This window comes from Sorangium sp. So ce834, assembly GCF_051521425.1.
In the GTDB taxonomy this organism is placed as follows: Bacteria; Myxococcota_A; Polyangia; order Polyangiales; family Polyangiaceae; genus Sorangium; species Sorangium cellulosum_D.
Genome location: NZ_CP150351.1, coordinates 13,289,066 through 13,302,323 on the forward strand (window position 1 = coordinate 13,289,066; position 13,258 = coordinate 13,302,323).

Below are 13,258 nucleotides of genomic sequence, written 5' to 3' on the forward strand. Positions count from 1 at the left end.
GCCCGCCGCCGCGGGGCCGCGCGGCCTGGCCTCACCGCACGCTGGCGATCAGGTAGAAGCGCGTCCCTTGCGGCGTGGAGACCTCGGCCTCGTCGCCCTCCGACAGGCCCAGCAGCGACGCGCCGAGCGGGCTCGTCGTGGCCAGGGTCTGCACCTCGACCCCCCCGAACTGCATGCGCTCGCCGCCGGCGGCCGGCAGCAGGAAATAGAGCGCGCGCCGCTTCCCGCTCTCCAGCTCGACCAGCGCCGAGCTCTCGATGCGGGCGTTGGGGCCGAAGTCGCGCACCGCGCAGGCGCCGAGCTTCGCGAGCGCCTGCTCGATCTGGTGCACGCGCTCGCTGTGGCCCCGCGCCACGTACGACGCCTCGGTGGCGCGCATGTCCTTGTCGCCCTCGGCGCGGTTCTCCTCGTGGGTCGCCGCGCTCGCGGCGTCGCGCGCCCGCTCGGTCGAGCGCTCGAGCTCGCGGGCGAGCTGATCCTTGAGGGCCGCGAGCAACGCGCGCTTGTCGATGGCCGGAGGCATGGACGGCCGACACCCTACCAGACCGGATCGCGTCGGTCACTCCGCTGTCAGCCAGGAGCGCTGCTCGGGACGGCGGGGGCTGACGCGCGCCGCAGAGGATCGAACCGCCAAGGACGTCAAGAACGCCAAATCGCTGGAATTTCTTGGCGTCCTTGGCGCCTTGGCGGTCCCCAAAGTCCCGCGCTTTCGGCCAAAGTGCCGCACTGCCCGCGATCTGTCCGGACCTCCGCTTGCCGAGCAGCCGCACGACGACGAGCAGGGCGAGATAGACGATCGCGGTCCGGAACAGGACCTCCAGCTCGGTGAGCGCGATGTCGCCGGTGTCGGCGACCGACCCGGCGAGCGGGATATCGACGCCGATGTGAGCGTAGAAGTAACGCCCGCGCTCGGTGTTCCCGTAGCGCCCGAGCCGGGCGAGCACCTCGAGCCTCGGGCCGATCGTCCCGGAGGATCCGCGCCGAAGGCCGCCGAACGCGACGGACGGCGGCCGAGGAGAGCCGAGCCGAGTCGAGGCGCTCCTTTCGGAACCGCAACGTAGGCCTGTTTCGCAGAGCAGAGTTGAAATCACGCGCTCCTTGCAGATGTGCAATCCATGAGCGCCGCCTACAGGCGCGCTTATCGTTCACGTGAATCGAGTGTTTCAAAACGGTGAACGAGCCAGTCAGCAAGAGCGACCAGGAGCAGCCCGGAGCAGCCCGGAGCGACCCGGAGCGACCGGAGCGACCGGCGCGACGAGACACCCACACGACGGTGCCCACGCGATGACGATCGCGAATGAGCTCAGGAATTGCTTTACCGAGTAGGGTGGGTAGTGTAGATTCCTAATCTGCCCACGCCGCTGCTCCGAGCTGGAAGGCATCGGCACGAGGGCGCGAGGCCGCGGCGCGGTTTCATCGTGAGACCTCGCCCTGGCGAGCGATCCGAGCGGCATGCGGGACATGACGCGAGGGCTCCCGTGATCGCTCGCCAGGCCGGCGTTCCACCCCCGTATGAGCACACAAGAGGAGTATCGTGAGCCTGAATGCCCAGGAGCGGCTGCGCGTGCTCGTCGTCGACGACGAGCAGAGAATGCTGGACAGCATCGCGGCGATCCTCGCCGATGACGTCGACGTCACGACCTGCGTGTCCGCCCACCGGGCGCTCGAGCTGCTGCACACAGGCCAGTTCCACGTGGTCTGCTCCGATTACAAGATGCCGGGCATGAACGGCGAAGAGCTCCTCAAGCGGGTCGCCAGCCTGCCGCTCTACACGAGCTGCCTGCTGATCACCGGCGCCGAGGAGTACATCCGCTCCAGCGAGGGCGGCCGCCACTACGTCATCCTCAAGCCGTTCGATCCCGCCCGCACCACCCGGATCGTCCTGGAGCTCGCGCGCCTCGCCAGCACGCGGCGGTCGGTCGACGCGCTCGCGGGCTCGCCGTCCACGCCGCGCGAGACCGTCGCGCCCCCCTCGCTGCGGAGCGCGCCGTCGCACAGGTCGCCGGAGACCCGCGACGCGCCGGAGTCCTCGCAGCGCGCCAGGGTGAGCTCGTACCCGCCCCCATCCTCCCGCACGTCGATCTGCCTCGGCGGGGCGCGGCTCGTGGACGCCGGGCTCCCGGCCCGAACCCTCAAGTGACGGCCCGCCGCGGCGTGCACGGCCCCGAGGGGGCCGGCGGAGGTGGCGCCCCGCGATGATGAGCCGAGATCCGCTCGGCGCGGCGGAGCAGATCGCGACGGCCGAGGAGATCGTCGCGGCGATGCGCCACGATCTGCGCAATTGCTTCGGGACGATCCGCAACGCGGCGTTCTTCCTCAAGCGCAAGATCGCCCGGGAGCAGGCCTTCCAGGGCGATCCGCGGGTGGAGCAGTTCCTCCACGTCATCGACGAGGAGGCGATCGCGGCGAGCGCGCTCGTCGACGGCGTCACCGACGCGAGGCCGCACCTCCGGCGCAGGCCGGTGAGCGCGAGCGCCCTCGAGTGCGTCCGCCTGGCCGCGGCGTGCGCGCGCATCGCCGATCCGGAGGTCCGCGTCGATCTCGACGCGGTGGACGGCGTGGTCGAGCTCGATCCGGCCGAGCTGTCCGTGGCGGTGCGGTGCCTCGTGGAGAACGCGGCGGAGTCGATGCCCGGCGGCGGGGTGGTCACGCTGCGCGGGCGCGTGGTCGGGGCGCGCTACCGCGTCGAGGTCGGCGACACCGGCGCCGGCGTGCCCGAGGCGGAGCGCGAGGCCATCGCGCGCCCGTTCTACACCACAAAGCCCGGCCGCCTCGGCCTCGGGCTCAACATCGCCGGGCGCGTGGCGCGCCGCTACTTCGGGACGCTCACCATCGCCGACGCCGCGCCCCGCGGCACGCGGGCCTGCATCGAGCTGCCCCTCGCGGCCACGCCCGAGCCGCCGCCCGCCGCCGGCCCCGCGGAGCCGCCGCCGTGACGGCGGCCGCGCCGGAGGCGCCGCGATGAGCATCCGCGCGACCCTCGCGCTGATCTTCGCCGTGGCCGCGGCGGTCGTCCTGCTCGCCTCCGGCGCGCTCTACGTGACGTCCGACCGGCTCTCGTTGCTCCAGCGGCGCTCCGAGCTGTCGTACGAGCAGCTCACCCGCCACATCACGCTCGCCAACCACGCCGGCCGCTACATGCGGGAGGCGGCGGAGATCTCCCTCGGCGGCGGCGACACCGAGGAGCTCCGTCATCTGACCGAGGTCGTCGCGCGGGACCTCGCCGCGGTGGAGGCGCTCGAGCGGGCGTGGGTCGAGCACCCGCACCTCCGCGCGGAGCCGGGCGAGGCGCGTGAGGACGACGAGCGCCTGCGAAAGATGCGCGCGAGCCTCGCGAGGATCACCGGGGACGTGGGCGAGGTGTCCCGCATGGCGAGCGGCGGGGAGCGGCTCGCCGCCCACCGGCGGTTCGTGGAGCGGCCCGAGGACGAGTACGAGCGCGGGTTCTTGCCCCACGTCGACGCGGCGATCCTCGACGCGCGGCGCGACGTCGCGCGAAACGCCGCGGCGGCGGGCCGCGCGAGCGCGCGGATCCGGGTCGCCAGCGTCGCCCTGATGACGGCGGCGCTCGTGCTCCTCGTCGTGCTCCTCGGCGGGCTCCTGCGCGCGATGGCGCGGGGGTTCGGCGCGCTCGCCGAGTGCTCGCGGCGCATCGCCGGCGGCGACCTCGACTACCGCGTGCCCGACCTCGGGAAGCACGAGTTCGGGCGCATCGGCGCCGCGCTCCGCCACATGGCCGAGAGCCTGCGCGAGGCCCAGGAGTCGCGGCTGCGCGTCGAGCGGCTCGCCGCCATCGGGCAGCTCGCGGCGAGCGTCGGCCACGAGCTCCGCAACCCGCTCGGCGCCATCCGGAACGCGGCGTACTACCTCAAGAAGCGCCTCGCCGGCACCGAGCTCGGCGCCGACGCGCGCGTCGCCCAGCTCCTCGTCCTCATGGAGAAGGAGCTGCTCTCGTGCGCCCGGATCATCGGCGATCTCCTGGACTTCGCGCGGGAGCGCAGGCTCTGCCGCTCCGCGTGCCCGCTCGCGCCCCTCGTGGACGACGCGATGTCGGTCGTGGAGGCGCCCGCGCACGTGCGCCTCGTGAACCAGGTGCCGGCCGCGCTGCCCGTGCCGAGCCTCGACAAGGACCAGTTCCGTCAGGTGCTCGTCAACCTGATCCAGAACGCGGCCGAGGCGATCCCGGCCGGGCGCGAGGGCCGCGTGGTCGCGTCTGCGCGGGTGTGCGACGGCGCGCTGGTCCTGACGGTGGAGGACGACGGGGCGGGGATCGAGGAGGAGCACCTCGCGAGGATCTTCGAGCCGCTCTTCAGCACGAAGCTGAAGGGGACGGGCCTCGGCCTCGCCATCACCGCCGGCATCGTCCGGATGCACGGCGGCGCGATCGGGGTGGAGAGCGCGCCCGGCGCAGGGACGACGTTCATCATCCGGCTGCCGCTCGCGGCGGCGCCGGAGGTACACTCGGCGCAGCCCGCGTGAGCGGGGAAGGGACAGCCGTCGATGGAAGCGACCAGGCGGGTGCTCGTGGTGGACGACGAAGAGGGGATGCGCGCCACCGTCGCCGCGAACCTCGAGCTCGAAGGGTATGAGGTCGTCGAGGCGCGCGACGGCGCGCACGCCCTCGAGCTCGTGCGGCAGCAGCGCTTCGCGCTCGTGCTGACCGACGTGAAGATGCCCGGCCTCAACGGGGTCGAGACGTTCCGGGAGCTCCGGCGGATCCAGCCGGAGCTCACGGTGGTGCTGATGACCGCGTTCGCGATCGAGCAGCTCATCGAGGAGGGGATCGGCGAGGGGGTGTACGCGGTCATCTACAAGCCGTTCTCGATGGATCACCTCATGCGGATCGTCGCGCGGGCGCTCGGGTCGCGCGGGGTGCTCGTGGTGGACGACCTCCCCGCGGTGGCGGAGTCGATCGTGGCGGGGCTCAACGCGGCGGGGCTGCGCGCCGAGGCCGTGTACGACGGGCACACGGCGATCCAGCGCGCGCGCGACGAGGCGGTCGACGTGTGCGTGCTCGACCTGCTCATGCCGTCCCTGGACGGGGTGAAGACGTACGAGCAGCTCCGGCGGATGAGCAGGCCGATCACGGTGATCGCGATGACCGGCCACGCGGCGCCGGAGCTGATCCACGCGTTCACGAGCCGGGGCGGGTACGCCTGCCTGCACAAGCCGTTCGGCGTGCGCGAGCTGATGCACACGATCGCGCGCGCCAGGAGCGATCCAGGGACATGCTGAGGGCTGAGGGGGCCGCATGCGCGTGACGGTGCTGCTCGTGGACGACGACGCGTCGTCGCGGATGGTGCTCGCGACGCTGCTCGAGGACGAGGGCTTCCAGGTCGACCTGGCCGGCTCGTTCGCCGAGGCCGGCCGCATGCTCGCGGCGGAGGGGGCGGCGTACGATCTCGCGCTGCTCGATCAGAACCTCGGCGACGGCCGCGGCACCGACCTCCTGCCGGCGCTGCGGGCGCGCCTGCCGGCCGCGAAGGCGGTGGTGCTCAGCGGGTGCGGTGAGGACGACCTCGGCGGGGCGCCGGCGCCCGACGCGGTGCTCGCCAAGGGGATCGGCTTCCCGGAGCTGCTCGAGCGGCTCCGGCGGCTCGTCGGCTGACGCCTCGGGCGCCCGGGCTATCGCTCCGGGGGTGCCTGCACGTCGCGGGGGTGGAGCGGGGCGGCCCCGGTCTCCGCGCAGTCGCAGACCTGGCAGCCGTTCCGGTCGGTCACGCAGCGCGTATCGAGGCCCGGGCACAGGGGACGATACTCGGTCGGGCAGGTGCCCTGCGCGCCCGCCGAGCTCGACACCATGGTCGCGGGGGACACCGCCGGGCACGGCGAGAAGCCGTGGTTGCACGCGTGGCCGCACCCGAGGGCGCCGCCGGCGGCGAGCGCGGAGAGCGCGGCGAGCAGCACGAGCAGCATGTCGGAGCGGACGGCGCGCGCCGTGACGCAGCGCCGCGCGGGGGCGGGCTTGAGGCGGCCCTCGCCGGGCGGGGCGGCGTCGCGCGGGCCGGCGAGCCGCTCCCGCTCCGCTCGGGCCGGAGGGCGCGCCTCGGCGCCGGTCAGCGAGAGGTCGTCCAACGCGCCTGTCTGTACGTGTTTGATCCTAAGCATGATCCGCCGTCCCCTCGAAGCGCGGGGGCTCCGCGAGCCCGCAACCTTTCATGCTATGGGGGGAGGGCCTCGCTGGCAAGCAGGCGCATTTTTCCGTTCGTGGTACCACTTCTGCCGCTGGACGCGCGGTGCGATGGCCGACGTGAGCGAACTTGGGAGCACGGCGGGGACGGCTCCGAGCCCCAGTCCTCCATCCTCGATCGGCGGAGCTGCGGGCCTCACGCCTGGGCGGGCTGATAGAACGGGTGTCCGGGCACGTTGAGGTTCAGGAAGGTGATCTTCTCGCCGAGCCAGTGATCCCGCCGGGCGGCGTCGCCGCGCTCCTCGTGATAGCGCGCGAGCAGGTCGTAGCTCGACAGGGAGCCCAGGTCGTGATCGTGAAACGCCTTCCGGAACAGGTCCTCTGCGGCGCCCTGGCGCCCTCCGCTCGCCAGCGCGTCGGCGGCGCGGCAGAGCTCCGCGAAGCGCTCCTCCGAGAGACTCGGCTTGTCCTGCAGCGCGTCCGGATGCAGGAACTCCCTGGAGACGAGCGCCTCCAGCGTTTCGTTCATGTAGCAATCGAGGATCAGGTGGATCCGGTCCTCGGAGCCGCGGTTGCAGGCGCCGTGGCGCGTCTGGTGAGGAGACAGCTTCCAGAGAAACCCGCTCTTCATGTGGACCGAGCGCGAGGGCAGGACGATGACCGCGTCCGGGTTGGTCTTCAGGGGCACGTGGAGCCGCAGCCGGGGAACGCGGCTCAGGTTGTGAGCCCCGTAATCGGTGTGCTCCCACAGGAACGCGCCGGGATCGAGCCGCAGCAGCCTGACCCACATCAGCTTGAGGCCTGACCCCTCGACGAAGGCGCGGACCCGGGGCAACCGCGGGACGACCTCGGTGGGGACGGGCGCGCAGTCGGCGAGATCGTTCTCCTGCGAGTCTCCGCTCGCGTTGTAGAGCGCGGCCGTCTTCCACCCGCCCGACTGATACCGCGAGTAGTTCTCGGTCCACGGGATGTCGGCGCGCGCGACGTCTTCGAGCATGCCGGCGACGACGTCGTGGGGGATCTCTCTGAGCTGGGACGTGTACTTCAGCATGAGGCCTCCATTCGGCGGCGCCCGTCGTAAAGGGGGGATGGCGGGCGAGTCATGCCCATCGACGTCGATGGGCCGCCGCGGCGCGCGCGGCGGCGACCGGGCTTGATCCCGGGCGCGCCCCCTGGTACTACTAAGGTAACTTAGTTGCAAATGAAATGGAGTCTATGTAGAGGGACGCCGGCGATCGCCGCCGCGCTGGCGCTCTCCTCGCCGCGGAATGCGCGGGCCGAGGCGCCCATGCACCTGCCGAGGCTCGCGGGGCCCGTCGTGCTCGACGGCCTCGTCGACGAGGCCGCGTGGCGGGCGGTGGCCCCGGTGCCGGCCGTCGTCTACGAGCCGGCCTTCGGGGGCGCGCCGTCGCAGCGCACGGAGATCCGCGTCGCGCACGATGGCGGCCACCTCTACCTCGCGGCGCGGCTACGCGACACCGAGCCGGCGGAGGTGAGGGCGAACTCGCTGTACCGAGATGAATACGCCGGCGACGACACGGTGGGGCTCATCGTCGACCCGTTCAACGACGACTCCACGGCGCTCTGGTTCTACACGATGCCGACCGGCGCGCGGGTGGACGGGACGGTCTCGTCCGACATGGCCTCTGGCGAGGCGGACTGGAGCTGGAACGGCCGCTGGGAGGCGGCGGCGCAGCGGACGAGCGACGGGTGGTCCGCGGAGATGCGCATTCCCTTCTCGACGCTCGGCTTCGAGAGCGACACAGGGAGCGTGAGGATGGGCCTGTCGGTCTATCGCTGGCTGGCGCGGCAGAGCGAGCGGCACGTCTGGCCGCCCGTCCCGCCCAGGTGGCCGCGGGCCTACGCGAAGCCCTCCAAGCTGAGGGACGTCGCGCTCACGGGCGTGGCCTCGCGGCGCGCGCTGACCGTCACGCCCTACGTGCTCCTCGGCTACTCGGTCCGGAGCCCTCCCGAGGCCGAGCGCCCGCGCGGCCTGGACGAGGAGGCGGCCGCGTACAGCGCGGGCGTGGACGCCAAGTACGGCGTCACCAGCAACCTGACGCTCGACGTCACCGTCAACACCGACTTTGCGCAGGTCGAGGCCGACGACGAGCAGATCAACCTGACCCGGTTTCCCCTCTTCTACCCCGAGAAGCGGCAGTTCTTCCTCGAGCGCGCCGGGATCTTCGACTTCGCGCTCTCGGGGGACGGCCGGCTGTTCCATAGCCGGCGCATCGGGCTCGCCGACGGCGAGCCGGTCGCGATCCTCGGCGGGGCGCGCCTCGCCGGGCGCGCGGGGCGGTGGGAGATCGGCGCGCTCGACCTCCAGACGGCCGAAAGCGGCGCGCTGCCGTCCGAGAACTTCGGCGTGCTCCGGCTGCGGCGCCAGCTCGACGATCCGCTCTCGAGCGTCGGCGGCATGCTGACGAGCCGGATCGGGCTCGACGGCCGCTACAACGTCGCTTACGGGGCCGACGGCATCATCCACGTCGTCGGGGACGAGTTCCTGAGGCTCACGTGGGCGCAGAGCCTGCGATCCCCGCGTTCGGCGCGGCCGGGTGAGGCGGAGCCGGCGCGCTGGCTGGACAGCGGCCGGGCCCTCTTGGCCTGGGAGCGCCGGCGCGCGGCGGGGCTCAGCTACCGCGCCGAGATCGGGTGGGCCGGCGAGGCCTTCGACCCCGGCGTCGGCTTCGAGCCCTACCAGGGGTACCGGTCGGCCGATCTCTCCGCCACGCAAGAGTGGCTGTTCGACGCTGGCACCCCCGTGCGCGCGGCGTGGCTCGGCGCGGAGGGCCAGGCCTTCCAGCGAAGCCGCGACGGCGTCTTGGAGGCGGCGGAGGCCAGCCCCTTCGTGGGGCTCACCTTCGCTAGCGGAGACGAGCTCGAGCTGGTGAGCCGACACCGGCGCGAGGAGGTGCCGGAGCCGCTCTTGCTCGACGGCGGGATCGAGGTGCCCGTGGGCCGCTACGCCTTCCACCGGGCCGGCGCGGAGTTCACCATGCCCGACGGCCGCAGGCTGCGCTGCGGCGCGTCCATCGAGGCGGGCGGGTTCTATGACGGCTACAGCCTCTCCGCCTCGTTGAGCCCGTCGTGGAACCCGTCGCCCCACCTCGGCCTGGGCGGGGAGTACCGGTTCGACGCGATCCGCTTTCCAGACCGGGGCGCCTCGCTCGACGCGCACATCGCGCGGCTGCGCCTCCGGCTCGGTTTCGATATCCACGCCTCCCTCAGCGCCTTCCTTCAGTACAGCAGCCTCACCGAGCGCACGAGCATCAACGTGCGCCTGCGCCACCACATCCGCGAGGGCACCGACCTGTGGATCGTCTACGACGAGCGCCTCGGCAACGCGGCGGCGGCGCGCGAGCGCGCGCTGCTGCTCAAGTACACGCACGCGATAGCGCGCTGATCCCGAGACCGTGGTCACCGGAGCCGCCCGCATGCGCCGCGACCAGGGGGCGCCCGAGCGGCGAGAGACACATGCAAACGAGTTGCATTTTTGTGAGCCCCGTCGTAGATGGCGGTCGAGGAGAGGACAGGTGATCATCTCGGCAGCTTCTCCCGTGGCGGCCTCCCCGGCCTCGATCACCCTGGCCGAGGCTGCCCGGGAGCTCGTGGAGGCGGGTCGATTCCTGAGCCTGCGCGACGCCGTGCCGGCCACGAGCGGCAATCTCTCGCGCCGGCTCGACGCGCGCACGGCGGTGATCACGCGCTCCGGTGTGGACAAGGGCGAGCTGACCGACGCCGATCTCCTGGTGGCGAACATCCACGAGCCGCCGCCGGCGGGCTCCTCGGCGGAGACGCCGCTGCACCTCCATCTTTACCGCGAGCGCCCCGGGGTGGCCGCCGTGCTGCACACCCACTCGATCGTCAGCGCGCTCCTGTCCTCGCTGCGCGAGGCCGAGGGGGAAATCCCGCTGCGGGGCTTCGAGCTGCTCAAGGCGCTCGGCGACACGCGCACCCACGAGACCACCGTCCTCGTGCCCATTTTTCCCAACGACCAGGACGTCCCGCGGCTCGCCGCGCGCGTGTCCGCGGCGCTGGCCCGTCGCCCGGAGGCGGTGGGCTACCTCATCGCGGGTCACGGGCTGTATGCCTGGGGCCGCTCCATGCGCGAGGCGCGCCGCCACACGGTGGCGCTGGAACACCTGCTCACCTACGAGCTCGAGAAGATGAGGTTGCGCCGATGAGCCATCTGACCATCTACCCCGACGATCAGCCGGGTACGCCGTCGGGCGTGTACACCGATATCGACGACATCCGTCGCGAGCTCGGCGCGGTCGGCGTCCGCTTCGAGCGCGTGGACGCGTCCATTCCGCTGCCGGACGGCGCCGGCCAGGACGAGGTGCTCGCGGCCTACCGCCACGTGGTGGAGGCCGAGCGCGCGGCGCGCGGCTACGAGATCGTGGACGTGGTGCGCATGAAGCCGGACGCGCCGAACGCGGGAGAGGCGCGGAAGAAGTTCCTCTCCGAGCACACGCACGCCGAGGACGAGTCCCGCATCCTGGTGGAAGGCAGCGGCTGCTTCTACCTGCACGCCGGCCAGCAGGTGCTCCAGATCGTGTGCACGCGCGGCGATCTCATCAGCGTGCCGGCCGGGATGCGGCACTGGTTCGATATGGGGCCCCGGCCCCTGTTCGCGGCCATCCGCTTCTTCGAGCGGCCGGAGGGCTGGGTGGGCGATTTCACCGGCAGCGCCATCGCGGACCTGTTCCCCAGGTACGCGCCGTGAGCGGGGCGCGGGCGGCCGTCACGCCGGGGCCCATGGCCTCGCGTCAGCGACGCGCGCTGTCCGGCCGGGGGCTGCGGACATGAAGGTCCTCGGCAAGGCCATGCGCTCCATCTGGGTCGAGGCCGACGGCTGGTCCGTCGGCGTCATCGACCAGGCGCAGCTGCCGCACCGCTTCGCGACGGCGCGGCTGGCGACTGCGGATGACGCCGCGCGCGCGATCCGGAGCATGCTGGTGCGCGGGGCGCCCCTCATCGGCGCCACGGCGGCTTACGGGATGTGCCTCGCGCTGCGGCAGGATGCGTCGGACGGGGCGCTGGAGCGAGCGTACGCCCTCCTCGGCAGCGCGCGCCCGACGGCCGTGAACCTGCGCTGGGCGCTCGACGAGGTGCGGCGCGCGGTGGCGCCGCTGCCGCCGCCCGAGCGCGCGGCCGCCGCCTACCGGCGCGCGGCGGCGCTGTGCGAAGAGGATGTCGCCATCAACCGCGCCATCGGCGAGCACGGGTTAGCGCTCCTCCAGGAGGCCTGGGCGCGCAGAGGGCGCGAGGGGCGCGTCAACGTGCTCACCCACTGCAATGCGGGGTGGCTGGCCACCGTGGACTGGGGCACGGCGCTCGCGCCCATCTACATGGCGCACGACGCGGGCATCCCCGTTCACGTCTGGGTGGACGAGACGCGACCGCGCAACCAGGGCGCCGGCCTCACCGCGTGGGAGCTGGGCCAGCATGGTGTGCCGCACACCGTCATCGCGGACAACGCCGGGGGCCACCTCATGCAGCACGGCCTGGTGGACCTGTGCATCGTGGGCACCGACCGAACGACGGCGCGCGGCGACGTGGCGAACAAGATCGGCACCTACCTCAAGGCGCTCGCGGCCAAGGACAACGGCGTGCCCTTCTATGTGGCGCTCCCGTCGCCCACCATCGACTGGGCCCTTCAGGACGGCGTGCGCGAGATCCCCATCGAGCAGCGCGACGGCGCGGAGCTCTGCGACGTGACCGGGCGGCTGCCGTCCGGCGAGCTCGCGACGGTGCGGATCACCCCGCCGGGGAGCCAGGCGGAAAACCACGCCTTCGACGTGACGCCCGCGCGGCTGGTCACGGCCCTCATCACCGAGCGCGGGGTGTGCGAGGCCTCGCCGGACGGGCTGCGATCGCTCTTCCCGGAGCGGACGCGGGCGGACGCCTGACGGGCCGGGCGGGGCCGCCGCGGCGGGCCCCTCAGACCCGGCGCAGCCGCTCCGCCGCGCGCTCCAGCGTCTCGTCCCGCTTGGCGAAGCAGAACCGCAGGACCGGCCCGGGCTCCACGCCGGAGAGGAACGGGGAGATGGGAATCGAGGCGACGCCGTGCTCGCGGATGAGGCGCAGCGCGAAATCGGCGTCTCGCTCGGTCGTGATCGCGGAGTAATCGACCAGCTGGAAATACGTGCCTTCGCACGGCAGCGGGCGGAACCGCGAGCTCTCGATGAGCCGCAGGAAGAGATCCCGCTTCGCCTGGTAGAAGGCCGCGAGATCGGCGGCGAGCGGGTCGCGCATCACGACCTCGGCATACGCGTGCTGGATGGCGGCGTTCACCGCGAAGGTCACGAACTGGTGCACCCGCTGGATCTCGGCCGAGAGCGGCCGCGGCGCCGCGCAATAGCCCACCTTCCAGCCGGTCGTGTGGTACGTCTTGCCGAAGGAGCTGATGACGACGGAGCGATCCGAGAGCTCCGGATACCGCGCGAGGCTCTCGTGCCGGCGCCCGTCGAAGAGGATGTGCTCGTAGACCTCGTCGCCGACGACGATGACGTCCCGCCCGTCCACGACCTTCGCGAGCTCGCGCATGTCGTCGGCCGACAGCGCCGTCCCGGTCGGGTTGTGCGGCGAGTTGATGAGCAAGAGCCGCGTGCGCGGCGTGAGCGCGCGCCGCACCTCGTCCCAGTCGACGCGGTACTCCGGAAAACGGAGCGTGACGAACACGGGGGTCCCGCCGTTCAGCTGCACGGCCGGCGCGTACGAGTCGTAACAGGGCTGGAACAGGATGACCTCGTCCCCGGGCCGGACGAACGCCGTGATCGTGCTGAAGATGCCCTCGGTCGCGCCCGAGGTGACCGTGATCTCGGTCGCCGGATCGTAGCGGCGGCCATAGAGCCGCTCGATCTTCATCGCCAGCGCCTCGCGCAGGGCCAAGACGCCCTGCATGGGGGCATACTGGTTGTGGCCGGCGCGCATGTGCCGGGCCACCGCCTCGACGAGCTCCGGCGCGCAGTCGAAATCCGGGAAGCCCTGCGACAGGTTGATGGCGCCGTGCTCGTTCGCGAGGCGCGTCATCACCGTGAAGATGCTGACGCCGGTCGACGGCAGCTTCGAGGGGAGCAGGGGCGTGGTCATGGAGGGGTCCTCGGCCGGGTTTCGACAGGC

13 protein-coding genes are annotated in these 13,258 nt (G+C 72.3%); 9 read left to right on the forward strand and 4 right to left on the reverse strand.

The genetic code is table 11. From position 1 onward, the window contains the following. Positions 1–31: 31 nt before the first annotated feature. Entirely contained in the window at positions 32–523 is a 492-nt protein-coding gene (locus WMF20_RS48610) for a GreA/GreB family elongation factor (RefSeq protein WP_437608756.1), read from the reverse strand. 1,011 nt (positions 524–1,534) lie between these two features. Here WMF20_RS48610 and WMF20_RS48615 point away from each other — a divergent pair. The 5 genes from WMF20_RS48615 to WMF20_RS48635 are packed head-to-tail and all read left to right on the forward strand — an operon-like array spanning position 1,535 to position 5,608. Continuing rightward, positions 1,535–2,140 (forward strand): response regulator, encoded by a 606-nt coding sequence (locus tag WMF20_RS48615; protein WP_437608758.1) that lies wholly within the window; start codon positions 1,535–1,537, stop codon positions 2,138–2,140. Between the two features lie 55 nt (positions 2,141–2,195). Continuing rightward, positions 2,196–2,936, forward strand: coding sequence for an ATP-binding protein (locus WMF20_RS48620; protein WP_437608760.1), 741 nt, complete (start codon positions 2,196–2,198; stop codon positions 2,934–2,936). A 25-nt stretch (positions 2,937–2,961) separates the two neighbouring features. Further along, a complete protein-coding gene (locus WMF20_RS48625; protein ID WP_437608762.1) occupies positions 2,962–4,479 on the forward strand; it encodes a sensor histidine kinase in 1,518 nt (505 codons plus the stop codon). Positions 4,480–4,500: 21 nt separating this feature from the next. Then, positions 4,501–5,235 carry a response regulator gene (locus WMF20_RS48630; protein ID WP_129580637.1) on the forward strand — a complete coding sequence of 245 codons (735 nt, stop codon included), beginning with the start codon at positions 4,501–4,503 and terminating at the stop codon, positions 5,233–5,235. Between the two features lie 16 nt (positions 5,236–5,251). After that, the gene (locus tag WMF20_RS48635; protein ID WP_437608765.1) at positions 5,252–5,608 is read left to right on the forward strand and encodes a response regulator; all 357 of its coding nucleotides are present in this window, start codon (positions 5,252–5,254) and stop codon (positions 5,606–5,608) included. Positions 5,609–5,625: 17 nt separating this feature from the next. Here WMF20_RS48635 and WMF20_RS48640 read toward each other — a convergent pair whose 3' ends face one another. Both WMF20_RS48640 and WMF20_RS48645 read right to left on the reverse strand, forming a co-directional pair. Next, positions 5,626–6,108 (reverse strand): hypothetical protein, encoded by a 483-nt coding sequence (locus WMF20_RS48640; protein WP_437608767.1) that lies wholly within the window; start codon positions 6,106–6,108, stop codon positions 5,626–5,628. A 218-nt stretch (positions 6,109–6,326) separates the two neighbouring features. Beyond that, complete coding sequence (locus WMF20_RS48645) at positions 6,327–7,181, reverse strand: aspartyl/asparaginyl beta-hydroxylase domain-containing protein (RefSeq protein ID WP_437608769.1); 855 nt, start codon at positions 7,179–7,181, stop codon at positions 6,327–6,329. Between the two features lie 150 nt (positions 7,182–7,331). Here WMF20_RS48645 and WMF20_RS48650 point away from each other — a divergent pair, with 150 nt between their 5' ends. The 4 genes from WMF20_RS48650 to mtnA all read left to right on the forward strand — a co-directional run bounded on the left by WMF20_RS48650 (position 7,332) and on the right by mtnA (position 12,045). Further along, entirely contained in the window at positions 7,332–9,536 is a 2,205-nt protein-coding gene (locus tag WMF20_RS48650) for a DUF5916 domain-containing protein (protein WP_437617245.1), read from the forward strand. 130 nt (positions 9,537–9,666) lie between these two features. Then, positions 9,667–10,317: a methylthioribulose 1-phosphate dehydratase gene (locus tag WMF20_RS48655; RefSeq protein WP_437608771.1), complete on the forward strand. Its 651-nt coding sequence runs from the start codon at positions 9,667–9,669 to the stop codon at positions 10,315–10,317. After that, positions 10,314–10,859, forward strand: coding sequence for a 1,2-dihydroxy-3-keto-5-methylthiopentene dioxygenase (locus WMF20_RS48660; RefSeq protein WP_437608773.1), 546 nt, complete (start codon positions 10,314–10,316; stop codon positions 10,857–10,859). Before WMF20_RS48655 ends, WMF20_RS48660 begins: the two co-directional genes overlap by 4 nt. A gap of 79 nt (positions 10,860–10,938) precedes the next feature. Continuing rightward, positions 10,939–12,045 carry an S-methyl-5-thioribose-1-phosphate isomerase gene (gene mtnA, locus WMF20_RS48665; protein WP_437608775.1) on the forward strand — a complete coding sequence of 369 codons (1,107 nt, stop codon included), beginning with the start codon at positions 10,939–10,941 and terminating at the stop codon, positions 12,043–12,045. 31 nt (positions 12,046–12,076) lie between these two features. On the opposite strand, the gene WMF20_RS48670 is transcribed toward mtnA, so the two are convergent. Then, positions 12,077–13,228: a methionine aminotransferase gene (locus WMF20_RS48670; protein WP_437608777.1), complete on the reverse strand. Its 1,152-nt coding sequence runs from the start codon at positions 13,226–13,228 to the stop codon at positions 12,077–12,079. Positions 13,229–13,258 lie beyond the last annotated feature (30 nt).

Bases quoted from the DNA above. Each gene is read 5' to 3' on its own strand.
- WMF20_RS48625 (WP_437608762.1), top strand. From the start codon at position 2,962: ATGAGCATCCGCGCGACCCTCGCGCTGATCTTCGCCGTGGCCGCGGCG.
- WMF20_RS48640 (WP_437608767.1), bottom strand. From the start codon at position 6,108: ATGCTTAGGATCAAACACGTACAGACAGGCGCGTTGGACGACCTCTCG.
- WMF20_RS48630 (WP_129580637.1), top strand. From the start codon at position 4,501: ATGGAAGCGACCAGGCGGGTGCTCGTGGTGGACGACGAAGAGGGGATG.
- WMF20_RS48650 (WP_437617245.1), top strand. From the start codon at position 7,332: ATGAAATGGAGTCTATGTAGAGGGACGCCGGCGATCGCCGCCGCGCTG.
- mtnA (WP_437608775.1), top strand. From the start codon at position 10,939: ATGAAGGTCCTCGGCAAGGCCATGCGCTCCATCTGGGTCGAGGCCGAC.
- WMF20_RS48610 (WP_437608756.1), bottom strand. From the start codon at position 523: ATGCCTCCGGCCATCGACAAGCGCGCGTTGCTCGCGGCCCTCAAGGAT.
- WMF20_RS48635 (WP_437608765.1), top strand. From the start codon at position 5,252: ATGCGCGTGACGGTGCTGCTCGTGGACGACGACGCGTCGTCGCGGATG.
- WMF20_RS48670 (WP_437608777.1), bottom strand. From the start codon at position 13,228: ATGACCACGCCCCTGCTCCCCTCGAAGCTGCCGTCGACCGGCGTCAGC.
- WMF20_RS48620 (WP_437608760.1), top strand. From the start codon at position 2,196: ATGATGAGCCGAGATCCGCTCGGCGCGGCGGAGCAGATCGCGACGGCC.
- WMF20_RS48660 (WP_437608773.1), top strand. From the start codon at position 10,314: ATGAGCCATCTGACCATCTACCCCGACGATCAGCCGGGTACGCCGTCG.
- WMF20_RS48645 (WP_437608769.1), bottom strand. From the start codon at position 7,181: ATGCTGAAGTACACGTCCCAGCTCAGAGAGATCCCCCACGACGTCGTC.